Source organism: Pseudofrankia coriaricola, from assembly GCF_001854805.1.
GTDB lineage: Bacteria > Actinomycetota > Actinomycetes > Frankiales > Frankiaceae > Pseudofrankia.
Genome location: NZ_MBLO01000032.1, coordinates 1 through 25,621 on the forward strand (window position 1 = coordinate 1; position 25,621 = coordinate 25,621).

The 25,621-nt window shown below is 66.7% G+C and carries 20 protein-coding genes and 2 pseudogenes; 6 read left to right on the forward strand and 16 right to left on the reverse strand.

All coding sequences use genetic code 11. The annotated features are described in order from the left end of the window. Positions 1-81: 81 nt before the first annotated feature. Complete coding sequence (locus BCD48_RS05365) at positions 82-1,395, forward strand: reverse transcriptase/maturase family protein (protein ID WP_071047167.1); 1,314 nt, start codon at positions 82-84, stop codon at positions 1,393-1,395. A 166-nt stretch (positions 1,396-1,561) separates the two neighbouring features. Here the strand turns inward: BCD48_RS05365 and BCD48_RS05370 are convergent. From BCD48_RS05370 to BCD48_RS05410, 9 genes and pseudogenes are all read right to left on the reverse strand, one after another. Next, positions 1,562-2,230, reverse strand: a pseudogene (locus tag BCD48_RS05370) (transposase family protein); the annotation flags it as partial. A 396-nt stretch (positions 2,231-2,626) separates the two neighbouring features. Beyond that, a complete protein-coding gene (locus tag BCD48_RS05375; protein ID WP_071047169.1) occupies positions 2,627-3,538 on the reverse strand; it encodes a TIGR03620 family F420-dependent LLM class oxidoreductase in 912 nt (303 codons plus the stop codon). A gap of 368 nt (positions 3,539-3,906) precedes the next feature. Then, positions 3,907-5,835 carry a hydantoinase B/oxoprolinase family protein gene (locus BCD48_RS05380; RefSeq protein WP_071047171.1) on the reverse strand — a complete coding sequence of 643 codons (1,929 nt, stop codon included), beginning with the start codon at positions 5,833-5,835 and terminating at the stop codon, positions 3,907-3,909. A gap of 12 nt (positions 5,836-5,847) precedes the next feature. Beyond that, positions 5,848-7,917, reverse strand: coding sequence for a hydantoinase/oxoprolinase family protein (locus tag BCD48_RS05385; protein ID WP_071047173.1), 2,070 nt, complete (start codon positions 7,915-7,917; stop codon positions 5,848-5,850). Between the two features lie 87 nt (positions 7,918-8,004). Next, positions 8,005-8,502, reverse strand: a complete 498-nt coding sequence (locus BCD48_RS05390; RefSeq protein WP_071047174.1) for an ATP-binding cassette domain-containing protein — start codon at positions 8,500-8,502, stop codon at positions 8,005-8,007. A gap of 30 nt (positions 8,503-8,532) precedes the next feature. Continuing rightward, positions 8,533-8,721 (reverse strand): hypothetical protein, encoded by a 189-nt coding sequence (locus BCD48_RS05395; protein ID WP_071047176.1) that lies wholly within the window; start codon positions 8,719-8,721, stop codon positions 8,533-8,535. Positions 8,722-8,756: 35 nt separating this feature from the next. Next, entirely contained in the window at positions 8,757-9,536 is a 780-nt protein-coding gene (locus tag BCD48_RS05400; protein WP_071047178.1) for an SDR family NAD(P)-dependent oxidoreductase, read from the reverse strand. Then, positions 9,536-11,017 (reverse strand): aldehyde dehydrogenase family protein, encoded by a 1,482-nt coding sequence (locus BCD48_RS05405; RefSeq protein WP_198543096.1) that lies wholly within the window; start codon positions 11,015-11,017, stop codon positions 9,536-9,538. The genes BCD48_RS05400 and BCD48_RS05405 overlap by 1 nt, the downstream gene beginning before the upstream one ends. Before the next feature lie 4 nt (positions 11,018-11,021). Next, a complete protein-coding gene (locus tag BCD48_RS05410) occupies positions 11,022-12,530 on the reverse strand; it encodes an aldehyde dehydrogenase family protein (RefSeq protein WP_157910436.1) in 1,509 nt (502 codons plus the stop codon). 446 nt (positions 12,531-12,976) lie between these two features. Between BCD48_RS05410 and BCD48_RS05415 the strand changes: the two genes are divergently transcribed. Together BCD48_RS05415 and BCD48_RS05420 are read left to right on the forward strand one after the other, a co-directional pair. Continuing rightward, a complete protein-coding gene (locus BCD48_RS05415; RefSeq protein WP_071047183.1) occupies positions 12,977-14,242 on the forward strand; it encodes an acetyl-CoA hydrolase/transferase family protein in 1,266 nt (421 codons plus the stop codon). A 46-nt stretch (positions 14,243-14,288) separates the two neighbouring features. Further along, positions 14,289-15,053, forward strand: a complete 765-nt coding sequence (locus BCD48_RS05420; protein ID WP_131803796.1) for an enoyl-CoA hydratase-related protein — start codon at positions 14,289-14,291, stop codon at positions 15,051-15,053. A gap of 13 nt (positions 15,054-15,066) precedes the next feature. Here BCD48_RS05420 and BCD48_RS05425 read toward each other — a convergent pair whose 3' ends face one another. The 3 genes from BCD48_RS05425 to BCD48_RS52020 all read right to left on the reverse strand — a co-directional run bounded on the left by BCD48_RS05425 (position 15,067) and on the right by BCD48_RS52020 (position 18,382). Next, positions 15,067-15,807, reverse strand: a complete 741-nt coding sequence (locus BCD48_RS05425; RefSeq protein WP_083418210.1) for a FadR/GntR family transcriptional regulator — start codon at positions 15,805-15,807, stop codon at positions 15,067-15,069. A gap of 716 nt (positions 15,808-16,523) precedes the next feature. Then, positions 16,524-17,717 (reverse strand): acyl-CoA dehydrogenase family protein, encoded by a 1,194-nt coding sequence (locus BCD48_RS05430; RefSeq protein WP_071047188.1) that lies wholly within the window; start codon positions 17,715-17,717, stop codon positions 16,524-16,526. A gap of 62 nt (positions 17,718-17,779) precedes the next feature. Next, positions 17,780-18,382, reverse strand: a complete 603-nt coding sequence (locus BCD48_RS52020) for a hydroxymethylglutaryl-CoA lyase-like TIM-barrel protein (RefSeq protein ID WP_071047190.1) — start codon at positions 18,380-18,382, stop codon at positions 17,780-17,782. 213 nt (positions 18,383-18,595) lie between these two features. Here BCD48_RS52020 and BCD48_RS05440 point away from each other — a divergent pair, with 213 nt between their 5' ends. Then, positions 18,596-19,396 (forward strand): enoyl-CoA hydratase/isomerase family protein, encoded by an 801-nt coding sequence (locus BCD48_RS05440; protein WP_071047192.1) that lies wholly within the window; start codon positions 18,596-18,598, stop codon positions 19,394-19,396. On the opposite strand, the gene BCD48_RS55450 is transcribed toward BCD48_RS05440, so the two are convergent. Beyond that, a complete protein-coding gene (locus BCD48_RS55450) occupies positions 19,314-19,736 on the reverse strand; it encodes an acetyl-CoA hydrolase/transferase C-terminal domain-containing protein (RefSeq protein ID WP_083418211.1) in 423 nt (140 codons plus the stop codon). The two genes, BCD48_RS05440 and BCD48_RS55450, sit on opposite strands and share 83 nt — an antisense overlap. A 58-nt stretch (positions 19,737-19,794) precedes the next feature. On the opposite strand from BCD48_RS55450, the gene lhgO reads away from it, so the two are divergent. Next, positions 19,795-20,991, forward strand: a complete 1,197-nt coding sequence (gene lhgO, locus BCD48_RS05445; RefSeq protein WP_071047193.1) for an L-2-hydroxyglutarate oxidase — start codon at positions 19,795-19,797, stop codon at positions 20,989-20,991. 99 nt (positions 20,992-21,090) lie between these two features. On the opposite strand, the gene BCD48_RS05450 is transcribed toward lhgO, so the two are convergent. The 3 genes from BCD48_RS05450 to BCD48_RS05460 are packed head-to-tail and all read right to left on the reverse strand — an operon-like array spanning position 21,091 to position 24,472. Beyond that, on the reverse strand, positions 21,091-21,843 hold the full coding sequence (locus tag BCD48_RS05450) for an SDR family NAD(P)-dependent oxidoreductase (protein ID WP_071047195.1): 753 nt from the start codon (positions 21,841-21,843) through the stop codon (positions 21,091-21,093). Further along, entirely contained in the window at positions 21,840-23,294 is a 1,455-nt protein-coding gene (locus BCD48_RS05455; protein WP_071047197.1) for an aldehyde dehydrogenase family protein, read from the reverse strand. The genes BCD48_RS05450 and BCD48_RS05455 overlap by 4 nt, the downstream gene beginning before the upstream one ends. Continuing rightward, positions 23,291-24,472 (reverse strand): iron-containing alcohol dehydrogenase, encoded by a 1,182-nt coding sequence (locus tag BCD48_RS05460; RefSeq protein WP_071047199.1) that lies wholly within the window; start codon positions 24,470-24,472, stop codon positions 23,291-23,293. Before BCD48_RS05460 ends, BCD48_RS05455 begins: the two co-directional genes overlap by 4 nt. Positions 24,473-25,104: 632 nt before the next feature. On the opposite strand from BCD48_RS05460, the pseudogene BCD48_RS53220 reads away from it, so the two are divergent. Next, a pseudogene (locus BCD48_RS53220) lies at positions 25,105-25,461 on the forward strand (IS110 family transposase); the annotation flags it as partial. Between the last annotated feature and the right edge of the window lie 160 nt (positions 25,462-25,621).

The following is a 25,621-nucleotide window of genomic DNA, read 5'->3' on the forward strand; positions in this document are numbered from 1 at the left end:
CAATCGCCGCCGTCGCGCACAGGTCACCGCGCGCATAGGCACGAAACGCGGCCACAACGTTCTCGATGCCAGTAGTGTGCCGTGGACTCGTTCGAGCAACTTGACCACCAGGTCATGCTTGACACGGTGGGTGAGAGAATCCACGACAGCCGGTTCCTCCGGCTCATCAAAGGTATGTTGCAGGCGGGGTATCTGGAAGACTGGCAATGGGAAGCAACACTGTCCGGAGCGCCCCAGGGCGGTCCGGCGTCCCCCGTCCTGTCAAACATCTATCTCGACCGGCTCGACGGCTTCGTCGTCACACACCTGCTCCCAGCTTACAATCGGGGCAGACTCAGGGGGCCCAACCCCGCCTACAACGAGGTGGAGTACGCGATCGCCCGTGCTCGGCGGCGCGGGGACCGGCAGGAACTACGCCGGCTCCGGCAGCAACGCCGCCGGCTGCCCAGCAAGGATCCACAGGATCCGAACTATCGGCGGCTCCGGTACGTGAGGTATGCGGACGATATCCTCCTCGGGTTCAGCGGTCCGAAAGCCGAAGCAGTTGAGATCACCGAAAGGATCCGGCGGTTCCTCGCTGACGAACTCAGACTGGAACTGTCGAGGGAGAAGACGCTGATAACCCACGCCCAGACCGGGCGCGCGCGGTTCCTCGGCTATGACATCGTGGCCCAGCACTCCGACACCAAGATCGCCCGGGGTCGCCGGTCGGTCAACGGGGCGATCGGGCTACGCGTCCCCCCGGAAGTGATCAGGAACAAATGTGCCCAGTACTGCCGGCGCGGCAAACCCGCGCAACGGCCACAGATGCTTGACGACACCGACTACACCATCGTGTCGAAATATCAGGCAGAGTACCGGGGCGTCGTCCAGTACTACCTACTCGCCGGAGACGTCTACCGGCTCCAGAAACTGCACTGGACCATGGAAACCTCCATGCTCAAGACCCTGGCAGGCAAGCACAAGTCCACCGTCAACACGATGGCCCGCAAGTACAAGACCACCGTGAAGACGGACCACGGACCACGGACCTGCTTCCAGGTCRCCGTCCCGCGCAGCGACGGAAGGAAACCACTGGTCGCACGATTCGGCGGCATACCGCTACACCGCCAGCCCACGGCAACCCTCGAAGATCACAARCCCGTCCTGGCTACAACCCGCGGAAACGAGCTGATTCACCGGCTCCTCGCGGGCGCATGCGAGATATGCGGGTCAGCGGATCAGGTGGAAGTCCACCACATCCGCCACCTCGCGGACCTCGACAAACCAGGACGACGCGAGAAGCCGACGTGGGTCCGGCTCATGGCCATGCGACGGCGCAAGACACTTGTCACCTGCCGGCCATGCCACGAAGCCATCCACGCCGGACGACCTACCACGCAACCCACGGCATAACCACTGGAGAGCCCGTTGCGGTTAACGCCGCCCGGCGGGTTCGGCGGGGGGCCGACGGAAAAGGACCCAACCAGGGCACCTCGCCGGCGGCCTACCCGACTCGGCGAGCGGCCGTGGGAAACGGGCCAGGGGTAACCCGGCACCGCGCCCACGGCCGACTCAGCTGGGCCTTCTGTTCGTCGGTGAGGCCGGCCCCCTTGGGCTTCTTGAACGGGATCGCGAGCGGGCCGGCCTGGGTTCCCAACCCTTCGTAACCGAGGTCGAACAGGACCCTGCGCGCCTCGTCGGCTGTCCACTCCTCGAGTACCGGCAGCGCGCCCGAGGCGCGCAGCGCGGTGGTGTCGTGCTCGCGGCCGGGGCGGACGTCGGAGACCCACAGCGGGAAGCCGTCGTCCGGGGCCGAGAGGACCTGGACGTTGCCGGCGTGGTTGTGGGCCTTCGCTGACCACCACAGGTCCACTCCCGTCGTCGGTCCGGGCATCGACAGCCGGTCGGTCTCGACCAGCGTCCCGTCGACGATCAGGTGGTCATAACCGGCCAGGCAGGCCCGGGACAGTGCGCGACGCAGGTCAGGGGCCTGAAAGGCCAGCACCGCGATGCCCTCGTGCAGATAGCGGTAGCCCACCGACCGAGCCACTCCATGATCGGTGAACAGCTGGCGGGTCCGGGTGCCGTCACAGAACCAGCGCAGCACCATCACCGCCTGCTCCAGCGGCGACAGCGTCCGCGTGCCCGCCCGGGTACCGCGGCGCTGGCGCTCCGCGACCAGCAGGCCCGCCAGACGCAAGACGGTGTGATCGCCGAAGGGCAGCTCGGCGCAGTATGTGAAACTCATCGACGACGCGGGACTCTCGGAGAAGTGATCTGTGGAAGGACTACTTCCTACCGAGACCCCGCGTCGCCTCGTCTCCAGCCCCGCACAGACCCCCAGCTCCCTCACAGCCTGCGACGGTCACCCAACGCAACGACCCGTTGCCGGGAATGGCTCAATGGCTTGAGAGGGTGGGTCCGTAGACTTCCGTGCGTCTATGAACGAACGAACGTGTACTCGCCACCGAGGTCCAACCACCGTTCACCCATTGTCGCGCTGTTCGACCGTTGACCAGTCGTCCGCTCGCGAGCGCCCGCGGCGGGTTGCGAACCGACGGCGCACCCGCGGAAGCGCTCGCGCCCATAAACCGAAGAACACGACGACGAACCCGCGCGACTCCTGCCTACGTCGAGACCGACGTCAACTGAGACCAAGCACCCGGGCGACGTGGCCGAGCCCGTGAAGTTGCTCGGTCGGACTCCCAGCCACCGGTTGCAAAAGCACCTGGTCAGCGCCGCCGCTCCGGTGATCTTGGATTCTGGAGGCGACGTCCTCTGCGGTTCCCCAGACGACAAGCGCGTCCACGAGACAGTCCGATCCGCCGTGAATGATGTCGGATTCGTCAAAGCCGAGGGAACGCATCGACGCCTGGTAGTTCGGCTGTCCTAGATACCAATGAAGGTGCTCTCGTGCCGCCGCTCGGGCGACAGACGGTTCAGTAGACAGGACGAATCCTTGCTCGACGACGAGCAGTGGTTCGGGACCGAGGACGGCCCTGGCGTGGGCAGTGTGTTCGGGCGTCACGAGGTACGTGTGGGCGCCGTCGGCCTTCTCGGCCGCCAGCGCGAGCATCTTGTCGCGCAGCGCCGCGATCACTATTGGGGTGGGAGACACGGGCTTCGGCCCGTGGTAATCGACGGCGGCCAGCGTGGTCAGGTAGTTCTTCATCGTGGACAACGGCGTCGTGTAGGCCGCCCCGCGGGCTTCGGTAAGGACACGATGGCTGACACCCAGGCCGAGCACGAATCGACTGTCGTACGCCTCGGCCAGCGCCTCTGCTCCGTTGTGGGTCGCGATCGCGTCGCGGGCCCATACGCTGGCGATTCCCGTACCGACGACGAGGCGCTCCGTGGCACTCAGGAGAAGTCCTGCGTGCACGAGTACCTCTTTCATGTAGGGGTTCTCCCCTATCCACAGCGCGGAATAGCCCAGCCGCTCGACCTCACGGGCGTACGTTCGCTCGAGTTCTGCGGGCCACTCGCCCAGGGCCGCGTTCCACACACCCACTGCCGAGTTGTGCGCGCGCCATGCATCTACGTGTTCAACAAGCATGTCGTGGTCCGTTCACAGCTAGTGCCCATCACATCGAAGAGATGTGACCGACAGCGTGGCGATCGCCCTACGGCACGGGCAGGCGGCGACGAGCTCAGCCCAAGCGGGACGCAGGCCAGTCGCGCGTGGCAGACCTCCACGGCGGCCAATGGTCGCTCGGCTCCGGGCGACCCACGGAGAGGTGAGTGAAGCAGTCCTGGCATTTCGTGACCATTCGCGGTCCGAGGTAGTTGGCCACCGGGTAACGGGCCACGTTCGTGCCGTGGCAAGACGGACACTCGACGTCGTCGACGGGCAGGCGCTTGACGTAGATGCGTTCTGCGTCAGGACGGGGGAAAAGTAGACGGTCGATCGCCACGATGCTGCTCCTAGAGAGACCACGTGAGAGGGTGCGCGACGGGTACTGTCCATCCGTCGTCGTCGCGCCCTGCTCGCAGTTCCGCCCGCAGATCGTCGGTGGCCCGGACGTCGAGGCGCCCGCCGTCGATGACCACACCGAAGGCAATGCGGACGAAGGCTTCGGAGTAGAGCTGGTTGGCCACGTCGCTCTGGACCCGTTCGATGTCTCGCGACAGCGGGTCGCCCCAGCCTCCTCCGCCTCCGATCACGAGCCGAAGCGCGTCTCCGGGTTTGAGCGCCAGGCCCGAGATCTTGGCTGTGGTGAATCGGGTTCCGAGGCAGAAGTCTCCTCGCTCCGGATCGGGAACGCCATTCGAGTCGAACACGCCGAACAGCGGTTCGGCCCCTGCCAAATTGAGCGGGTCGTGGTGCATCGACGGGTTGAAATCCCGAATGTACCACCCGTACACCGGCATTCCCCTCCCCCCACCGGCCGTGCCTGGCGCGCCTGCCCGCACGCGGTCGCTGGTGATCGCCACCACCGTCTCGGACTGCGTCGTCACTGTGTACACGGCGCCGAAGCCGCCGCGGAAACGACCGGCTCCCGCACTGTCCGGCATCATTTCGTGCTGAGTGACAATCAGCGGGGACTCGATCTCGGAATGCTCCTGCACCGACGTACGGCAGTTTCCCTGCGGCGGAACGCAGAAGGAGACGCCGTCGCTCTTCCACGTGCCGCCCCATCCTCCGCCGGCGAGGGCGAACCCGCCCCACGGATCGCCTTCGTGACCGCGGCGGGTGTCAATGCCACCCATGCTGACGACCAGCGATGTGCCCGAGTCGCACGCGATCGACCGTTGCTCCATGGCGTCGCCCAGCGCGCGCACCACCCCGTTCATCGTTCGTGAGCCGATGTCGGTGTGGTTCGAGCAACTCGACGGCGGCAAGACGCACACCACGCTTCCCGGCGGCAGCAGGACCTCGACAGGGCGCAGCGTGCCGCTGTTCACCGACGTGTGCGGATCAATCATCAACTTGACCGATTCGATGCAGCGGGTCGCTTCCGACCAGGCGGTTCCCACGTTGCCTAGAGGCTGCCGGCCGGTACCCGAATAGTCGATTTCCATCGAGTCGCCGCGCACCCGCAGGGTGACGACGACAGGAACCCTCTCGTCGGTGACTCCGTCGTCGTCGAGGAAGTCTTCGACGCGGTAGTCCCCGTCGGGGATACCGGCGATCCCCCTTCGCATGCTGGCCTCGGTCTCCTCGATGGCGTAGAGACCGGCTGACCGGACATTGTCGAGCCCACTACGGTCGATCATGGCGTGCAGCTGCCGCTCGCCCACGACGAGACAGCCGTGAAGCGCGCGGAGATCGCCCAGCACCATCGACGGGACGCGGTTGTTCTCCAGAATGAAGTTGAACAACGGGCGGACCGGCACGTCGTTGGCGTAGAGCAACGTCGGAGCGAACTTGAGCTGCTCCTCGAAGGAGGTCTGGACCCCGTTTGCGAACCCGCCGGCGATGGGTCCTCCGAGATCGACGAGATGGGAGGTCGAATGCAGCAGGAACTCGACGCGGTCGTTCACGAAGACTGGCCGGAGAAGATTGACGTCCGACTGGTGGATCGTCCCTCGCCAAGGGTCGTTCACCAAGATTACGTCACCGGGCTGCAGCGTGTCGACGTCCCACTCGTCCATGACGAAATTGACGATGTGCTGCGACGTGAAGGCGTGCTGCATGCAGCCCTCCCACTGGGCGACCGTTTCCCAGGCGTCGCCGTTGCGCATGTGGATTCCGGTCGTGCAGTCTAGAATGTCCCGGCACACGGGCGAGAAAGCGCTGCGCATCAACGAGTCGTTCATCTCGCGTGCGACCTCGATGAGCCCGTACCGAAGGATGTCGAGCTCGAAGTCGGCTGACACGTCCCGGACCTCGGTTTCGTTTGCGGTAGTCACGCCCTCGTGCTCCTAGCGCTGGTATTCGAGAATGAGCAGGTTGGAATCGTCGATGTAGGCCCGGCGGCCTGGGAGTACGAGTGTCGAGGCGTACTTCTCCGAGACGAGCGCGGGACCGAGGACGATCACGTGAGGCCGCAGTCGTTCTCGTTTGTGTACGGGGACACACAAGGCGGTGGCAGATCCTGGCACCGTGAGATCGGCGGTCCTCAGCAGCGAGTCGCCCGAGTCGCCCACCGCGGTCGACGGCATCTTTCGTGCCCGAGGAATGACGGCAGTGACCTCGATGCTCGTCATGACGACGGGAATGTCCTCGGCCGAGAACCCGTAGGAGTCTTGGTAGAACCGGTGGAAGTCACGCACCAACGGGGGTATTTCATCGGAAGTGACGCTGGCCGTCGACAGCGGCATGCGATTGTCCCACGTCTGACCCTTGTACATGGCGAAGACAGCCCGGTCGAACGTCAGTTCCTCGACGCTCACGCCTTGGCTTTCGAGATCCTGGATGATGTCGGTCTCCAACGCCTTGAAAGCGTTCTCGATACTCGCGGCGTTCGCGGGTTCGAGGGACAACATCGGAGATGCCGCGCGAGTGACCCGAAGGTCGCTTCGCAACAGGCCCATGGCCGAGAACTGTCCCGGCGAGGAAGGAACGATCACCCGTTCCACACCGAGGATCTCCCCGACCTTGTCGGCGAGCATGGGTCCTGCCGAGCCGAACGGAAGCAACGCGAAGTTTCGGATGTCGAGACCTCGGTAGACCGAGATCGACCGGATCTTCGCGGCGATGTCCTCGCACGCGACCTGGTAGGCCGCTGCGGCCAGGTCGATGTCGGAAAGTCCCCACTGACGGCCGGTCCGGTCGAGCGCCTCCAACGCCGCGTCGACGTCGAGCCGGAGCGACCCGTTGGCGAACAGGTCCGGCTGAAGGATGCCGAGCGCTGCGCACGCGTCCGTGAGCGTCGGTTCGGTCCCGCCGCGGCCGTAGCAGACCGGACCTGGGTTCGACCCCGCCGAGCGAGGGCCTACAGACACCTTCCCCAGCGCGTCCTGGCCGATGATGCTCCCTGCTCCGGATCCGACGCTCCCGACGTCGACGAGCGGCATCGTCAGAGTGAGCCCCTGCTCGAGGGTCCACAGGTCAGTCAGCGGTGTCTTCGCTCCGACGATTGCCGCCACGTCGGTGCTGGTCCCGCCGACGTCCATCGTGAGGAGGTTCTCCGCTCCGCAGTCGTTCGCGAGGTGGGTGGTCGCACTCACTCCGCCTACGGGGCCTGACACAAGTTGAAACACAGGAGCCTCGCACGCCCCCTCGACGGTGGCCACTCCACCGTTCATCATCATGATCCATAAAGTTCCGGCGAACGACTCGGCGGCCAGAGCGACCTGGAGTCGATCCAGGTAGCCGCGTACCGCCGGGCCGACGTAGGCGTCGAGAGCCACCGTCGTGGTTCGCTCGTGTTCCTTCGTCACCGGATACAGGGCTGAGGTCTGGACGTAAGCGCCCGGCATGGTCTCGGCCACGATCTCCGCAGCACGTCGCTCGTGCATCGGGTTCACGTAGGAGTTCATGAAGCACACGGCCACCGACGTCACCCCTCGGCTCGCGAACGACCTGGCGGCGTCGCGGACCGCGTCTTCGTCCAGCGGGAGCAGGACCGAACCGTCAGAGGTGATGCGTTCGGGGATCCCGACGCGGTACTGGCGCTCGACGACAGGCCGTTGCTGGTGCGGTCGAAGCCACGTCGGGTCGTAGAAGTTCTCGCCGAAATCGCGGTTCATACGGCCGATGTCAAGCAGGTCGCGATGACCACGCGTCGCCAGCAGTCCAGTGGTCGCGCCAGCTCTGCTAAGCAGGGCGTTGATTCCCACCGTGTGGCCATGGACGATCTCCGCGACGTCCGCCACGGCGACGTCGATCGCGGTAAGCGCCTGCAGGACTCCGACTTCCTGTTCCTTCGTCGACAGCACCTTCCCGTCGCGGGTCTCGCCAGTGACGCGATTAAGCCCGATGACGTCGGTGAAGGTCCCCCCGACGTCAATGCCCACGATCCAGCCGTGAGCGGCACCCTTGTCACTCATGCTGGTCTCCTTCGGTAGTCGCAGTCCAGTTGCAGCCGACGAGCTGGGATCGGGTACACGGTCGCCGGGCGAACGGTCCGGTCCGTCTCACCGGCGTGCCCTCCGGTGGAGCACGGTGGAGACCGCTACCGCTGCCGCCAGGATGACGCCGTTCACCACGTCGGACCAGGAGAAAGGCACGCCGCCCGCGACCAGGCCTTGCCTGATCCACACGAGGACGACACCGCCGACGACGGCCCCCCACACGTGGAACCGGCCAGCCGAGAGCACCACGGTGGACAGGAACGCCGCCGCGAATGCCGGGATCAGGAAGTTGTTGGCGATGTCGGCGGTCGCGTGGACGAAACCCGCACGCGGGAGACCGGCCAAGTGGGCACGAGGTCGCCCGTCGAACTTCAGATCGCCGAAGTCCCGCCGCACGACGCCTGCCAGAATCTTGATCAACGTCGATTTGCCGGCGCCGTTCGGCCCGAGGAGGCCGACGAACTCGCCACTGCCCACGGTGACACTCACGTCGCGCAGAACGGTGGCGGGACCGTACTTCTTAGTGAAGTGCGCGATCTCCAGCAGCTTTCGGTCGCTCATCGCGCCTCCTCGAGCCGTTTCGATGGTCGGCTATCGCCAGTGCGAGGCGAACGTCTGTTCGAAGTCGACGAACGGGTACGAGGCGTCGAGGAACTCGCTGGCGTTCTCCACCGTCACCAGTGGAGCTGGAATGTCAGACGCGTCCCAGGTCTCGGCACCGATCTTGGTACGGACCAGGTTGTCCACGGCGGCCCACGGCCGAGAGATCGGCGCCGACATCTTAGTCTTCGCTACGGCCGAGCCACCTGAAAGCATCAGCTGATCATTACGCCACCGTCGGCGGTGACCACCGAGCCGGTCATGAAACTAGACTCGTCGGACGCGAGGAAGAGAGCCACCTGCGCCATTTCTTCAGGTCTTCCGAGGCGCCCGAGCGGCGACCCCTTGGAATATTTTTCCGTCCATTCAGAATCACCCAGGATGTGAGAGACGAGAGGTGTCTCTATCAGACCGGGGCACAGTACGTTCGTTCGGACTCCGGCCGGACCGTAACCGAGCGCAAGCGCCCTCGACAGGCCGACGATGCCGGCTTTGGACGCACAGTAGGCGTGGTTCGTCGTCCCGACGTGGGCACCCGCGAGAGCGGAAACGTTGATGATCGATCCGCCGCCCTGCTTGACCATGTGCGGCAGGACGTACTTGCTCATCAAGAAGACGCCCTTCAAATTGATCCCGAGAACCCGGTCGAACACCTCCTCGGTGATGTCACCGGTGAGACCGTCCTGGGTGTCGTCCCACTCCCCCGCACTCCTGAGCGCTACCCCGGCGTTGTTGTACAGCACGTCGATGCGTCCGAACGCGGCCACGATCCCGGCTATCGCTTCCCGGACACTCGTGGAACTGGACACGTCGCAAGCAAAGGGCTTGACATTCGGGGAACCGATCGCCGCGGCGGCGCGGAAAACTCGGTCGCCGTCAATGTCCAGCATGGCCACACTCGCGCCTTCGGCAGCGAACACCTCCGAAGCCGCCGCGCCTTGGCCCGACGCCGCGCCCGTAATGACGGCGACTTTGCCGTCGAGCCGGCCCGCCATCAGGAAGCTCCGGAGAGCTGAGCGTACGGGTTGGGAATGTCGCCGTACGCCCATACCGTGGTTTTGCCTCGGGTGTAGGTCTTCAGGACCTCCGGCCCGTTCTCCCGACCGTAGCCGCTGTGTTTGTAGCCGCCGTACGGAGAACTCGGATGGATCGCCCGGTAGGTGTTCACCCAGACTGTGCCTGCCTCCAGCCGCCGGGCCACGTAGTGGATGGTGGACGAGTCGTTTCCCCAGATCTGTGCGCTAAGTCCGAGGTCCAAGCCGTTGGCGCGGGAGACCACCTCGTCCACGTCGTCGTAGGTGAGCACCCCCACGACCGGACCGAAGATTTCCTCACGCGCGGCGACATTGCTGTCCATGAGGTCGGCGAGCACGGTCGGTTCGAAGAAGTGTCCGTGCTCGACGTCTGGGCGCCCGTGCGCTCGGTGGCCACCGGCCAGCCTCGTGGCGCCGGCGGCGGTGCCGCGGTTGACGAGGTCCTCGATGCGAGCAACTTGGGTCTCGCTGATGACTGCCCCCATGTCCGAGTCGGGAGAGAAGGGGTCGCCCGGCCGAAGGCGGCTGGCGGCGGCAGCCAACCGACCGGTCAACTCGTCAGCCAGCGGGCGCGGCACGAAGATCCTTGAGCCGGCCGCGCAGCTTTGGCCGCACTTGACGAAGTTGGAGTGCAGCAGGTGCGGCACTACTCGGTCGACGTCGACGTCGTCGAGCAGGATGACGGCGTTCTTGCCACCAAGCTCCAGGCAGAGCGGAATCGCGTTCACCGCAGAGCTGCGAATCACCGCCTTCGCCGCGCCGAGACCGCCTGTGAAGATTGCCATGCCGACGGCCGGGTGCCTCAGGAGCGCGTTCCCTGTCACCTGGCCGCGTCCGGTGATCACACTCACCACGCCTCGCGGGATCCCCGCATCGATGGCGAGTTCAGCCATCCGAAACGACGAGAGCGGGGCGAGCTCCGGAGCCTTGAGCACGAGGCAGTTCCCGGCGGCCAGGGCGGGCGCCGCCTTGATCCCGAACATGAGGATGTTGCCGTTGAAGCTGTTCACCCCCGCGACGACGCCGAATGGCTCCCTCGTCACGTGCGCGACGCGATCGGGGTGCGCGTCCACCGCGTCACCCTCGATCTTGTCGGCCACACCCGCGAAGTACCGCAGCCATTTCGCGGCGTTGGCCACGTCTGCGGCCGACTCTCGGTAGAGGTGGCCGACGTCGGTGGACTCGATCCGGGCCAGTTCATCCTGGTGTTCCATCAGGACGTCCGCCCAGCGAACGAGCAAGCGGGCGCGATCCAGCGGACTCGTGCCTCGCCACTGCCGACGGAAAGTGTTTTGAGCACCGCTGACCACCTGGTCGACAAGTCCTTCGTCCGCTTCCCGCGCCTCGGCGAACACCTTGCCGGTAGCAGGATTCTCGAGAGCCAGGTAGTCGCCGTGGCTGACGTAGGTCTCGGCGGCGCCGACAGCCTCGACACGATGCATCTGATCAAGCATTTGCAGCCCCTCCGACCTTGGTGGCGTGCGCGAGCTTCGCGAGCGAAGGCGCACGGTCTGACAGTGGAGTGAGGTCCCACATGATCGCTTTGGTACGAGTGAAGTAGTCCAGCGAGCTGACACCGCCCGTGGTCCCGTACCCGCTGCTCTTCCAACTCCCGATCGGGACCTCGGGAGACAGCCCGTCCGCCGTGTTGATCCAGATCGCGCCCGCCTCGAGCCTGTCCGAGACCGACTTGAGCGTTCGCACGTCGCGGCCCCAGACCTGCATCACCGCTCCGGACTGCGACGCGTTCGCTTGGGCGACGACCTGGTCCACATCGCCGAACGACGAGACCGTCAGAACAGGTCCGACCACCTCGTCGCGTCGCAGCGGGTTCGTCGGCGACGCGTCGACGACGACCGTCGGTGCGAAGTACGCGCCGTCGGGGAGGTCTGCCGGCGGTCGACCACCGGCAAGCACCCGTGCGCCGTCGGCCACTCCTGCCGCGAGCGCCGTCTCGAGGAGCTGACGACGCTGTCGCGACAGCAACGGGCCCATCAACGAGTCGGGGTCGGACGCTGGACCGACCTTGATTCGGTCCGCCAAGGCCACGGCACGGGCCACGAAGTCCTCGAACAGACTCTCGTGCACGTACACGTGGGCGACGCCGAACCACTCCTGCCCGGCGCGGGAGAACCGCGAGTGCAGCACAGCCGGCACGACGGTACTCAATGCGGCGTCGTCGAGCACCAGAGCCGCGTTCCTGGCGCCGAGACCCATCACCAGCGGCGTCACTTCCTTGACCGACCCTGCAATGACCTCTCGGCCAACGGGAGACCTGCCGGTGAACGCCAACAGACCTACGCCAGTGTGGGTCGACACGTACTCGCCGACCTGTGTCGAACCCGCGACCGCCGCGACCGGCTCCACGCCGGCCGCCTGCGCCAGCTCGGCCATCATCAGCGGGGCGAGCGGAGCCTCCGCGTGAGCCTTGAAGAGGTAGCCGCTGCCACTGGCGAGGGACAGGCTCGCCTGCCCCGCGAACAGGGCGAGAGCTCCGACTGCCGCGTTGACGCCGGCCACCACGTCGTACGGCTCGCGCGCGGTGTAGCCAAACTGGCCAGGGATGCCGCCGAAGACTCGACCGTCGACCTTGCCGACCAGTCCGGAGTAGTAGCGGATCCAGTCGACCGCGCGGTCGACCTCCAGCTCAGCCTCCGACCTCAACGCACCCGCCTCTGCGGCGAGCAATTCCGCCAGCCTGCCCCGCTCGCCGTCGAGCGCTGCCGCCCAGTCGAGCATCGCGCGCACCCGGGAGTGCGCCGGCCTCGACCGCCAGCGGGCAGCAGCCGCTGTCACGGCGCGAACCAGCGAGTCGACGTCGCCCGGCGAGCACTCGTCGACCCGAGCGACCACCTCGCCAGCGCAGTCCCGGACGTCGAAGCCGGCGTCTTCCGCACGACCGCCGGAACCGCCGTCTACCGGGATGCCCGGCCCAACCACCGATGCGACTAGCACTCGCGCTACCTCCGTCCGCGTGGCCGTCCGGCCCCTCGGGCACGTCCGGCGCCCCGCGTCGCAATACTCATATAATCGTCCTAATAGATATAGGTGTGTCAAGCGTCACCGCAAAATTGCTTGGCGCTCGGTCGGAAGCCGGTGCTGGCCAGCCGGCTTCGCACCGGCGTGGCCACGAGGGAGGTACTCGCAGCGCAGGTCAACCGCACCGACGGCGACCCGGAGTCGACACCCGCCAGCCGGGTGTCGCCGCGGCTGCGGGTTACCGCTGCTCGAACCCACCCGTCACGACATCGAGACGGCCACCACCGTCCCCGCCGCTCTCAGCCTGAGACGTTGGGGCGCCACGCCACCGCACGAGTCAGCCGGCGTCGCTTTTAATAGTATGATTATGACAGATTTACTTGCCCGACGATCTCCGGCTCGACCACCGAGGTGACTCAGCCATGACGCCGTCCCCCATCGAGGTCAGCCTGGAAGAGGCGGCAGCACTGGTGAAGTCGGGTGATCACGTAGTCGTCGGGTGCCTAGCGGCCGAGCCAATCGGCCTCGTGAGAGCGGTGTGCGGGCGCGCGCACGAACTGCGCGACGTCACGATCACCGCTGGCGTCCTGCTCGACGGGTACCCGGTGCTCGACGCTCCTGAAGAGTCGTTCCGTTTCCGCACCTGGTTGATGCCTACCTCCTCGTCGCACCGCGTGGACCCATCCCGTGTCTCCTTCATGCCGTTCAGCTGGTCGCAGGCCGTCGACTGGCTCCGGCGTATCAAGATCGACGTGGCCATCGTGCAGGTCGCCCCCGGTCCGGACGGCAACTACTCCCTCGGAACCAGCGTGAGCTACGGCCGGGTCGCGGTTGACCACGCCGAAACGGTGATCGGCGTGGTCAACCCACTCATGCCCTACACCTTCGGCGACAGCGTCATCCCAGCCTCCGCGCTGGACGTCATCGTGCACGACGAGGCAGAACTTCCCGTGCTCACCAACCGGCCGGCCGGCCCTCGCGACCGAGCGCTGGCCATGTCCGTTGCCGAGACCATCCCCGACGGGGCCCTGCTTCAGGTGGGCGTCGGCGTGCTGCCGGACGCGGTGATCGCCGGACTCGTCGATCTCGGTCGCAGGAATCTACGGCAGTTCTCCATGCTCACAGACTCGTTCCTCGAACTCGTGAAGCATAGGGCGCTGACCGACGAAGGGCCGCAGGCCATCGTGGGCGAGATCGTCGGCTCGTCGGCCTTGTACGACTACGTCCGGGAAAACCGCCGCGTCACCATGGCGGACGGCCGGCGCACCCACGCTATGAAAGGGCTGCTCGAGCGGAAGGGGCTGGTGGTCCTCGGTTCGGCACTCGAGGTCGACCTCCTCGGACAAGCCAATCTGGAGGTCCGGGGCGGCGCGCAGTTCAGTGGCGTGGGCGGTGCCATGGACTTCGGCGTCGCCGCGGCGACGTCTCAGGCGACCGCGGACTCGGTCATCATGCTGCATTCGGCGACCGCCGACGGGACCAGTCGCATCGTCCCGCGACTGTCGGGAGGCATGGTCTCCCTCCCCCGAACGCTGGTACGCAGGGTCGTAACCGAACACGGTGCCGCGGTGCTGGACAGCGCGTCCGCTCGCGAACGCGCCGAGCGGCTCGTCGCGGTCGCCGACCCCGCGCACCGGGACGAGCTCGCCCGGCACCTTCGGGCTAACCCGGCGCTGTTCGGCGCGTGACGGCGGCCCAGTACCCGGCGGCCGCGACCGGAAGGAGGCGCGACAGGTGGCGACAGGCGCCATCCTCGTCGAATCGAGGATCTCACATGTAATGCTCGTGACCTTGCGAAACCCGCCCGTCAACGCTCTGACGACGGCGATGTACCGCGAACTCGCCGAGGTCTTTCGGGCCGCGGGTTCGGGCGACGAACGCTGCGTCGTGCTGTACGCGGAAGGTCAACGAGCCTTCTGCGCCGGCGGGGACAAGAACGAGGTCGTCGACCTGTCTCCGACTACTGCGCTGGCGCGGGCGCGCATGGTGCGGGAGTGCTTCGCGGCCGTCCGTGACTGCGATCTGCCCGTGCTAGCCGCCGTCGGCGGTCCCGCACTCGGCGCCGGCGCCACCTTGGCCGCCTCAGCGGACATAGTTGTCGCCTCGGACAATGCCGTCTTCGGGTTGCCCGAAATCGACGTAGGCGTCATGGGAGGCAGCAAGCACATGAGCCGCCTCGTCCCGGCGACCGTACTGAGGTGGATGGCGCTCAGCCGTGAACGAATTCCGGCGGCGGAAGTGGCTCGATACGGCGGAGTTGTGCGAGTGACCTCCCGAGAGTCGTTGCTCGACGAATCCATCGCGATGGCTTCCCAGATCGCCCGGAAGGGGCCGCAGGCGGTGCGGCTCATGAAGGAGGTGCTCAACCTGACCGAAGACCGCGACCTCGCTTCCGGCCTTCACGTCGAGCAGCTCGGCACCGCGATCATGAGCGCTCTTCCCGAGTCGAAGGAGGCGGCCGCCGCCACCAGACAGCATCGGCGTCCCGACTTCAGTTGACGTCCAACCAGGTCTAGAGCCAGTCGACGACCTGGTCGACGATGTCTCCGTTCCGCTGCTCGAAGTCGCGGACGATTCCCTCGAGATGCTTCCTCATGCTCGCCTCGGCACGGTCCTGGTCGCCGTCGATGATCGCGCGGGCGATGTTGCCGTGGGCGCGGAGATGGAGCTCGTTCTCACGCTCTGGCAGCGAGTTCAAGGAGTACATGTCGAAAATCTCGCCCATAGACCTATCGAACATCGCAAGCACCTGGTTGCCGCAAATACGTCCGATCATCTCGTGGAACTCGAACGCGAGCCGCAGGCTCTCTTTCGGAGCGGCGACTTTGGCCATGGCCAGGTTATCTTCGAAGCCGGTCGCGTCCGCCGCAGTGCAGTTCCGGGCCGCCAGCCTAGCCATCATCGGCTCGACGACCAGGCGCGTCTGGACGAGGTCGCCGAACGTGGCTCCCATCGCACGGTAGTAGAACGTCGCCGTCCGGGCGAACTCTCGCGCGGTGACCGCGGCGATACGAGGCCCTCCGCTCGGCCCCGGCTTGATCGTGATCAAGCCGTGAACCTCCAGAATGCGGAGCGCCTCTCGGAACGTGCCGCGACTTACCTCGTACTCTTTGAGCATCACCGCCTCGGGCGGCAGCGGCGTTCCCGGCGGCAACTCGCGCTCGACCACGTCGGCTAGGATCTCGCGGGCGACGTGCTCGGCACGCTTCAGCGACCGGCCTGCGATCCGGCCCATCAGCACAGCCCGTTGCATGCGGAGCCTCCCGTCCTTGATTCTCGATGAATCATTATCCTAGTACTCCGGGCCGAATTTTGTGATCTTCTGGATCTGGCGGGCTGGGGTTGGGTGGCCGGGCTGGCCTGAGCGGCGCGTCGGTGTCCGAGCATGAAGAGGCGACAGGTGATCATTGCGGGTTTGGGGCGATTCTCGAAGATCGGCCGGTGGTTGTACCACCCCAGCGTAGACCTTGACAGGTGGCGATCAGAGGTCGAGGCCCTCGCAGCCCAGATCGATCGCTGTTTCTCCCGCGTCGAGTCCCGCGGGCGGGCGCGGTCGTTCCTGCACGGCCTGATGGCGCCGACCAGGCCCAGACTCCACCCAGACTCCGCCAGGCGCTACCCGCCCCCTACCAGGTCGACATCTAAATCGAGAACGCCCGCCTCGTCCCCGTATCCTGGGACATGGCACAGATGTACAGGCCCCAGCGACGAAAGATCGCTAGACAGGTTAGCCTTGCCGGGTTGGTCTTTGCGAAGGTTGCCGCGCCAACACGTTCGACGCGGAGACGTCTGACGCCACGCGCTTGACGGTGCGTCGGCCGACAGTGGTCGTGATCGAGAAGAGGGTCGGCGCTGCCGGCGATCAAGTCGGCCGCACCACCCGGCTCCCGCGTCGAGCGGTCCCGCGTCAGCCACGACACCACGGACCGGCTCGGCGCCAACCCTGTTCGTGGCCTGAACCTGGAGAAATCAGTACGACTTCGGCAGACCCAGCTTGTTCTCGGCGAGGTAGGCGAGAATGAGTTGCGGCGTCACTGGCGCGATTCGGCACAACTTGACTTCCCGCCAGAGCCGCTCGACGTGGTATTCGCGTGCGTAGCCGTACCCGCCGAGCGTCTGCATGGCTTCGTCCGCGGCTTTGAAGCCGTATTCGCCACCCAGGTACTTGGCTATGTTGGCCTCCGCACCGCATTCTTGACCGGAGTCATAGAGCGCGGCGCCCCGCATCGCCATGAGCCACGCGGACTCCAACTCGGCGTAGACCTTCGCCAGTGGGAACTGGATCCCCTGGTTCTGGCCGATCGGCCGGTCGAAGACGATGCGTTCTTTGGCGTAGGAGACAGCCATCTGCAGGGCGCCGCGGCCGATGCCGATCGCCTCGCTGGCCACCAGGATGCGCTCGGGGTTCAGCCCGTCAAGCAGGCAGTGAAAGCCTCGGTCCACTTCGCCGACGCGATGGGAATCAGGGACGACCAGGTCATCGATGAACAGTTCGTTGGAGTCCACGGCGGCGCGTCCGGTCTTGTGGATCTCACGGACGTCGATCTTCGACCGGTCGAGGTCGGTGAAGAACAGGGTCAGACCGCGCGACTTCCGGGCGGGATCCCGTTCGCTGGTGCGGGTCAACAGCAGGATCTTGTCGGCGATCTGGGCGGTGCTTATCCACACTTTGCGTCCGCTGACGACCCAGTCGCCGCCGCGCCGCACCGCCTTCGTCTTCAATCTGGTCGTGTCGAGCCCGACGTTCGGCTCGGTGACACCGAAGGCCACCTTCATCCGCCCGGACGACACCTCGGGCAACACTTCGCGGCGCATCTGGTCGCTGCCGTGTTTGACCACGACGTTCGTTCCGAACACGTTCATGTGGATGGCACTGCTCGCGGTCAGTCCGCCGACTTTGGCAATTCCCTCCAGCATGACAGCGGCCTCGGAAATCCCCAGACCGGCGCCGCCGTACTCCTCTGGCATCGCGACACCGAGCCACCCCTGCGCGGCCGCGAACTCGAAAAATTGATGCGGGAATGTGGCCGTCTCGTCGCATTCGTGCCAGTAGTCGAGACCGAATTTCGTCATCCCCTCGGCCACTGCCGCACCGATCGCCTGCTGGTTCTCCGAAAGAGTCCACGAGGTTGCTTGCGTGGCCGTCTCACTCAACGCCGTCATGCCCCTGTCCTGTCCCTTGAACGGTCACTGTTGTTGCTCGTTTGGAAACGCCAGCGCGCAGCTCACGTCGGCGCGCCGAGCCCGGACCCGGTGCGGAGAACCCGAGCTCTAGAGCTGACGCCCGTCATACGCTCCTGCAGGCGCCCGGCTTCCCGCAGAGCCGGGACATCGATCTCCGTGGCCACTCCGGCTCGCTCGAGCGCGACCACGAGGTCCTCGGTCGCGACGTTGCCGGTTTCCCCGGAGCGGTTCTGCTCAACGGCGCTGGGTTCCCCGCCGAGACCGCCGAGGCTGGCGTCGACCATGGAGGTCCCGCTCTCCACGGCTGCCCACGTGTTGAGCGGGCCGGTGCCCCGCGTGTCGTCGTCGGTCCGTCCAGGCAGGCGCAGCACGGCCGCCGCGTAGTTCGTCGCCACCTCCGGGAACCAGATCGCCCCAGGCATCGTGTCCTCAACCAGCGCCCGGTGCAGCTCGGTCGAGGTCAGCAAGTCGAAGTGGCGCCAAGCCTCGAGCCAGAACTCGTCGAGGTTCTCGACCGACCAGGTGCGGAGCGCCTCGTAGTCGGGAAGATCGACACCCCGTCCTCTCAGTCGATCAGCGAACCTCGTGAGCTCCGACGTCGTCCCTGGTCGTGGCCGCCAGAGCACGTCCGGCGTCTGGGTCATCCTGCGCCATCTCCATCCAGGGTGGGAAGCCGACGAGTGAGGTGAGCTGCGCCCGCGAGGGGCGGCCCTCGCGGGCGCAGCTTGTATTTAGTATTATCATTACGAGTGAATTCGTCAACGTGTGCGGCCACGCAAGCGGTGCCAGGTGCACCCGTGTGGTGCGTCAGGCGGCTCCGTGAGCCGAACCCGTTGCCACGTCTGCGAGGAGGCAGCATGACCGACCCGCTCCAGGAACTTCCGCCCGACGTGCTCTACCAGGTCAGCGGGCACGTCGCGCGTGTGACGATCAATCGAGAGCCCAAACGAAACGCGATGTCATTCGGCACCATCCGAAACCTGCGTGAGGCGTTTCGGCAGGCGGACGAAGATCCGGGGGTACGGGTCGTCGTGCTCGGCGGTGCCGGCGACACGGCATTCTGCTCCGGGGCGGACCTCGGCGGGCTCAGAGGCGCCAAGGACGGTGCCGAGGCCGCACACGCCGGACGCGGTCATCTCGCCTCGCTGTTCACCGAGATGTACGAGCTCGGCAAACCGACCGTCGCGCGCGTGCAAGGGTACGCTCTCGCCGGCGGCTTCGGCCTGGCCCTCGCCTGCGACTTCGTCGTCGCCTCCGAACGCGCCACGTTCGGGGCGCCAGAGGTGAACATCGGACTGTGGCCCTACATGATCTCAGTTCCGCTGGTCAGGTCGATGCGACCCAAAGACGCCCTCGACCTCATCCTCACCGGCCGTCGAGTGACGGCGGCCGAGGGCCGTGAGCTGGGTTTCGTGAGCCGGCTGACGTCTGAAGACGGCCTCGACGCGACGGTCGACGAACTGGCGGCGCGGCTGGCCACCCGCTCACCAGGGGCCATTCGGCTGGGACGGCCCGCGTTCTACCGGATGCTCGACCAGACCTCGGCCCAGGCGCTACCGGAGCTGCAGGCCATGCTCACGGTCGCGACGTCGTTGCCCGACGCCGCCGAAGGCGTCGCCGCCTTCCACGAGAGGCGCGAGCCTGTCTGGACCGAGTGACGGCGCGGGCCCGGCTGGCGTCGTCCTCCGCACGACGCCACTGGGTCGCGAGCTCCGCACGGTGGTCCGGGTGCGCCACCTCGAGGAGGCGGTCGGCATGTTCCCGCGCGGTGCACCCTCGAAGGTCGGCGATCCCGTACTCGGTGACGACAACGCAGAAAGCGCGTGGGTCACGTTGCCCGGCGCCATCTGAACCGACGGATTGCCGTCGACGAACTCGTAGAGGCTGGCGCCGCCGATGATCTCTCCGACGAGTGCCGGCCTTCCGGCGGCACCGTTGCGCCGTACCAGGTCGAGTCCGCCCTCGGTCAGGATCGAGTGGAGTGTGATGCGGCCTCAATTTGTTATGATGATTCTATTTGATAGAGCCTGTTGAGGCCGGACGTCGAGGAGCGAAAGTGGCCGAGTACGACGTGGCCGTGGTGGGCGCAGGGATCGTTGGTCTGGCGGTCGCGCTGGAGGTCTCGAACCGCAGAGCCGACGCGTCGATCGTGGTCGTCGAGCGCGAAGCCGACGTGGCCGCGCACCAGACGGGGCACAACTCCGGGGTCATCCACGGGGGGATCTACTACGAGCCTGGTTCGCTGAAAGCCAAACTGTGCGTTGAGGGCGCGGCGTTGATGTACGAGTTCGCCCAGGAGCAAGGCATCGCGCACGAGAGGTGCGGCAAGTTGATCGTCGCGGTGCGACCGGACGAGCTACCCCGACTCGACGAACTCGAACGGCGCGGAGCGGCGAACGGCGTACCCGGCCTTCGTCGTGTCTCCGGCGACGAGATCCGGGACATCGAACCCAACGCGACCGGCATCGCCGCGCTGCACGCCCCGAACACCGGCATCATCGACTACACCGACGTGTCCCGGGCGATCCGCAAAGAACTCGAAGGCAAGGGCGTCGACTTCCGCTTCGGCGAGCAGGTCCGTGAGATCACCCAAGGCACTGAATGCCGCCTGCGCCTGCCGCACGGCACGGTGACCGCCAAGCAAGTGATCGTCTGTGCGGGGCTATGGTCGGACCGGCTGGCCCGACGGTCGGGTGCACCTGCGAACCCGCGCGTCGTCCCGTTCCGAGGGGTCTACCTCCGCCTCAAGCAGACCGACCGTCCGGTCGTCAACGGGATGGTATACCCGGTCCCGGACCCGACGCTGCCGTTCCTCGGCGTACATGTAACGAAGCACGTCCACGGCGACGTGATGCTGGGCCCCACCGCCATGCTCGTGCCGTCGCGCGACGGCTACCTGTTCCGCCGGGCACGACCCCGTGACATCTGGGACACCGTCAGCTGGCCAGGCACCTGGCACGTGGCACGCACCTACTGGCGCACCGGGATCGACGAGATCCGGATGGCGACCAGCAAGCGAGCGTATGTCCGGGCGGCAGCGCAGTACGTCCCGTCGTTGACCCGGTCCTCGATCGACGACTCGTTCCACTCCGGAGTACGCGCCCAGGCAGTCGACCGCGACGGCACGCTCGTCGACGACTTCGCGATCTCTCGGACCGGGGCGGTGTCGCATGTGCGCAACGCGCCCTCGCCCGCCGCCACCTCCGCGTTCGCCCTGGCCCGCGAACTCGTGGACCGCATCGACCGCTCGTGATCCGGCGCCTCGACCGCGACCGAGCGACTGTCACAAAGCGTCCTTCATGACGCACGGCCCCAGCCGACCAAGTCGGCTGGGGCCGTGCAACGAGGTTGCCTAGGAAGCTAGCCAGCCGCCGTCCACGACAATCTGCTGACCGGTCACGTACGACGACGCGTCCGACAGCAGAAAGATGGTCGCGCCACCCAGTTCCGCTGGTCTGCCCAGCCTCCGCATCGGGATGCGACCTTCGATCCGGCTCAGTTCGTCGGGCTGGTCGAGGAGATCGGCCGTCAACGCCGTGCGGAAGTAGCCAGGCGAGATCGCGTTGACGCGGACCCCCGAGGTGGCCCACTCGGCGGCGAGTGTACGAACCACCCCAAGGACACCGGCTTTGGACGCGACGTAGGCCAATGCGCGCGGAAGGCCGATCGAACTGCCGAGCGAGCCGACGAACACGTGACTGGACGGCACGTCATCTGCGCGGTGCCGCATCAGTTCGCGTGACAGGACGATCGGCGCCTCGAGGTTGACCGTCAGCACGCGCCGCAACACTTCGTCGTCGAAGTCGCGCGCGTCCGCACGGTGAGTGACCCCTGCCGCGTGCACCACACCATGCACCTGCCCGGTGCTAAGTTCCCGGGCGAGGTCAGCAACGGCGTCGAGGTCGGACAAATCCGCACGACGCACGCACGCCGTCCCCCCGGCGTGCTCGACTGCCGCGGCCGATTCGGCTAGCTGCGACTCGCTACGCGCCACCAGCGTCACGCGAGCACCTGCTGCCGCTACCGCCTCGGCCATCGCCCGCCCGAGCCCGCGGCCCGCGCCGGTGACGACGACGTGTCGGCCCGCGAGGTCGAACAGGTTCACAACGCACGCACTGCGCAGGTCTTCGTCCGCGTGTAGAAGGCCAACGCACCGAGGCCCTGCTCCTTAAAAGGGGAACCGGACAACTTGAATCCCCCGAATGGGTGATGAACGTCCCAGCCAGAAGTGGGTAGGTTGACGGCCGCCTGCCCCGCGTCGATGTCCCGCAGGAAGGTGTTCGCGGCGGACATGCTCTTGGTGAACAGCGCGGCCGAAAGCCCGTACTCCGAGGCGTTGGCGAGTTCGACCGCTTCGTCGAGAGACGAAACGGCCAGCACGGCGACGACGGGGCCGAACACCTCCGTCCGCCAGATGGTCATGTCGGCTGTCACGTCGTCCAAGACCGTGGGCAGGACGTAACACCCCTTTTGGAGGACCTCGCCCGCGCCGACGGTGCCGCCTGCGGCGATCGTGGCGCCCTCTGCGCTCGCAGTCGCGACGTGCCCGATGACGTCGGACTGCTGGCGACGGCTCACCATCGGCCCGACGACAGTGCTCGGGTCCAGGCTCGGGCCGGCGGCGTAGGAGTTGGCTACCGCGACCAGACGCTCGACGAAACTGTCCTTGACGGAGGCCTCCACCAGGACCCGACTCGTCGCCGTGCACCGCTGGCCGGCTTGGGCGAACCCGGCGGCGGCGATCGTCTCGGCCGCGAGGTCGAGGTCGGCGTCGGCAAGGACGATGGCCGCGTTCTTGCCGCCCATCTCACACTGGACTCGGATGTTGCGTCCGGCGACCTTCCGCTGAAGATCGAGACCGACGCCCGTGGACCCGGTGAACGTGATCGCGTCGATTTCTGGCGAACCGACGAGGTCCTCGCCGATCTCGCCGATCCGACCGGTGACGGTTGTGATCGCCTCTGGCGGCAGGCCAGCGTCCACCAGTGCCCGGGTCAGCTCGAGCGCTATCGTCGGCGTGTCGGACGCCGGTTTGAGAACCACTGCATTGCCCGCGGCGAACGCCGGCGCAAGCTTGCGCGACGGGGTGAGCAACGGGTCGTTCCACGGAGTGATCGCGAGCACCACGCCGACGGGCTCGTGCCAGACGCTTGTGGTGGTGTCCGGCCGTGCGTCGTGGATCAGGTCGCCGTAGGGCAGCCGCGCGACCCCAGCGTAGAACTCGAAGAACTCGGCGGATTTCCCGACCTCGCCCGTGGCTTCGGCCAAGGTCTTGCCGTTCTCCTGGGCAAGGAGTCTCGCGAGCTCGCTCGCCCGGTCGCGCAGGATGGCGGCGGCCCGAAACAGAACGCGCCCACGCTCGAGCGCATTGGTACGACCCCAGATCCGGGCGCCCTCGCGAGCCGTCTTGTAACCCTCACGGACGACGTCCGCTCCGAGTGCGGGCACCCGCGCCACGACCGTGTCCCAGTCGGACGGGTCGTGCACGTCGAGGAGGGTACCGGATCCTTCCCAACGCCCGCCCACGTGGGCGTTGTAGGAGCGGGTCTCGGTCATGCGAGCTCTCCCATCGCAGTCCAGGCGCCGCGGAGGTCTCCGGTGCGCAGGTGTTCGAGCAGGACGCCGAGCCGGACCGACTCAAGAGGAACAGGGTTGGTCGGTCGCGGGTAGTCACGGACGACGGACTGGGCGAGGAAGGGAATCTCCTCAGCGGCGGTGCCGTAGGCATCGAGGTCGGTCGGCAGGTCGACGAGCTCGGTCAGCGCCCGCACCGCCTCGGCGACGTCGCGCAACGTGGCGTCGGACTGGCCGAGCACGCTTTCGGCCAGGGATTTTCCGTCACGGGCCGACATCGTCTGGTTATAGGCGAGGCAGTACGGAAGCGCGATCGCGCAACCGACCCCGTGCGGCAGGTGGTGCCGAGCCGCGAGGACGTAGCTCAGCGAATGGCCGAGCACCACGCCCGCGTTGAGCGAGACACCGGCCAAGAACGAGGCGTACAGAAGCTCGGACCGCGCCTTCGGGTCGCCTTTGTGACCCGCGGGGAGGGCGGCGAAGATCCGTCGCGCGGCCTCGCCCGAGAAGAACCACGTCAATTCGTTCGACGTACTCGACATCATGGACTCGACGGAGTGGGCCAACGCGTCGAGCGCCGTCGCCGCCACGACCGGAGCGGGCAGTCGTTGCACGAGGGCGTCGTCCAGGACCGCGAGCTCCGGTACGAACTGACGGGACAACACCGCGCGCTTGGCTCCGTCTACCGCGAACATGGCGACGCGAGTCGCTTCCGCGCCGGTGCCGACCGTGGTTGGCACCATCACCAGCGGGCCGAGCCCCGGCACCAGTGGCGCCGGACCTTTCAGGTCCCGCAGCGGTGTGCCGGATGCGACGCTGTAGGCAACTAGCTTGACCGTGTCCAGAGCACTGCCGCCTCCGATTCCGACGAAGGCGACGGGGTTGGTGGCTGCGGCGGCGACCGCAGCCCGTGTGACGACATCGACGTCGGGCTCGCCGATGACGTCCGCGAACACCTGGGGCTCGTAACCAGCTTTGGCAAGGCCTTCCAGTAGATCGGCGGTCAGACCGTTGGCATGCACGATGCTGTCCGCCACCACGCATATCGCGCCCGTCGGTACGCCCCGGGCGCACAGCAGGTCGCCGACGTCACCTGAAGCACCGGCGTACCGGGTGAGCTGGCCCGGGAAGAGGAACTCTGAGATGTCGGATCGCGTCACCGTAGCACAACCCTTCCTCAACCATCATAATAGTAATCTTTTTACTACCTGGCCGACCGTTACCGAGCCATCGCGACCCCACCGTCCGGCCGACCGAATTCGCCGAGCGACCGGCCTGGGAGCCGCTGCGGCGGATGCGGCGCCCCTGCGAGCACGGCGTAGCGCTCCTCGGCGACCGCTCAGCTGCCGTCGTGTCACCGTCAGCCACGACCGGCAGGTGCGGACAGTCGGACGGCGCACCGTCGGATGCACTCCCTCACGCCAGGTGCGGAGACTCGTGTCGGGTACGAAGACGAAGCCAATCTCTCATATTAGTTAGACTCTTTGCAAGGTCTCCGCGGCTGACCGCTTCAGGACGTCGTGCACGTGGCGAGTCGTGCCCACCCGTGGGCCGTCAGGGCGGGCGACGCCAAGAGCAGACTCCGCCGGCTCGGGCAGTCTCCGGCGGCGACAGGGGGCTGGGCTGGCAGCGGCCACGACGCCGTTGGCGGCGCGGCCGCGCTTGCCGATGTACCGGCGAGAACTTCCGGCGCAACCTGGCCATCGTCGACGCCGTCACGGCGATCGGCGCGGAGATCGGCGCGACCCCTGCGCAGACCGCCCTAGCCTGGATTCTCACCCGCGGCGACGACATCGCACCCATTCCCGGCACCCGCCGTGTCGCCCGCGGCGTGGACGTGGCCTACCTGCCCGGCCTGGCGATGCGCCGCATCGCCGACCTGCATCCCGGCGAATCGAAGACCGACGCCCGCCACGACTACGTGATCGCGGACGCGGCACGAACGCTGCCCCACACTCTGCGCCGGGTCGGCACCGACGACGACGCGCTCGCCGGGCTGACCGTGCTCGTCGGCTACGACAGCGACCTGGCCGCCGACGCGACCCAGCTGTCCAACCGGCTCCGCGACGCCCTCCTTCACATCCACACGGCCGGCGAACGCCTGCTGGGCAGCCACATCCACCGGCCCGGCGTCCTCGGGCTGCTGGCCGCCGCCCTGACCCCGGCCGACTGGTCCCGGCTCGGCTCGGGGTAGCACGTTCGGGCTCAGCGCAAAGCCACGCTGACGCGGCCCGCGCCGCACCCAGGACAGTGCGGCTTCACACTATGCTGATATCTATCAGTATGAATAGCAATCAGCTCCTGGAGGC

Excerpts from the sequence above, each read along its gene's own strand:
- BCD48_RS05415 (WP_071047183.1), top strand. The coding sequence starts at position 12,977 with ATGACGCCGTCCCCCATCGAGGTCAGCCTGGAAGAGGCGGCAGCACTG.
- BCD48_RS52020 (WP_071047190.1), bottom strand. The coding sequence starts at position 18,382 with ATGACCCAGACGCCGGACGTGCTCTGGCGGCCACGACCAGGGACGACG.
- BCD48_RS05405 (WP_198543096.1), bottom strand. The coding sequence starts at position 11,017 with ATGCATCGTGTCGAGGCTGTCGGCGCCGCCGAGACCTACGTCAGCCAC.
- BCD48_RS05375 (WP_071047169.1), bottom strand. The coding sequence starts at position 3,538 with ATGCTTGTTGAACACGTAGATGCATGGCGCGCGCACAACTCGGCAGTG.
- BCD48_RS05430 (WP_071047188.1), bottom strand. The coding sequence starts at position 17,717 with ATGACGGCGTTGAGTGAGACGGCCACGCAAGCAACCTCGTGGACTCTT.
- BCD48_RS05390 (WP_071047174.1), bottom strand. The coding sequence starts at position 8,502 with ATGAGCGACCGAAAGCTGCTGGAGATCGCGCACTTCACTAAGAAGTAC.
- BCD48_RS05455 (WP_071047197.1), bottom strand. The coding sequence starts at position 23,294 with ATGACCGAGACCCGCTCCTACAACGCCCACGTGGGCGGGCGTTGGGAA.
- BCD48_RS05440 (WP_071047192.1), top strand. The coding sequence starts at position 18,596 with ATGACCGACCCGCTCCAGGAACTTCCGCCCGACGTGCTCTACCAGGTC.
- BCD48_RS05425 (WP_083418210.1), bottom strand. The coding sequence starts at position 15,807 with ATGCAACGGGCTGTGCTGATGGGCCGGATCGCAGGCCGGTCGCTGAAG.
- BCD48_RS05395 (WP_071047176.1), bottom strand. The coding sequence starts at position 8,721 with ATGTCGGCGCCGATCTCTCGGCCGTGGGCCGCCGTGGACAACCTGGTC.
- BCD48_RS05385 (WP_071047173.1), bottom strand. The coding sequence starts at position 7,917 with ATGAGTGACAAGGGTGCCGCTCACGGCTGGATCGTGGGCATTGACGTC.
- BCD48_RS05400 (WP_071047178.1), bottom strand. The coding sequence starts at position 9,536 with ATGGCGGGCCGGCTCGACGGCAAAGTCGCCGTCATTACGGGCGCGGCG.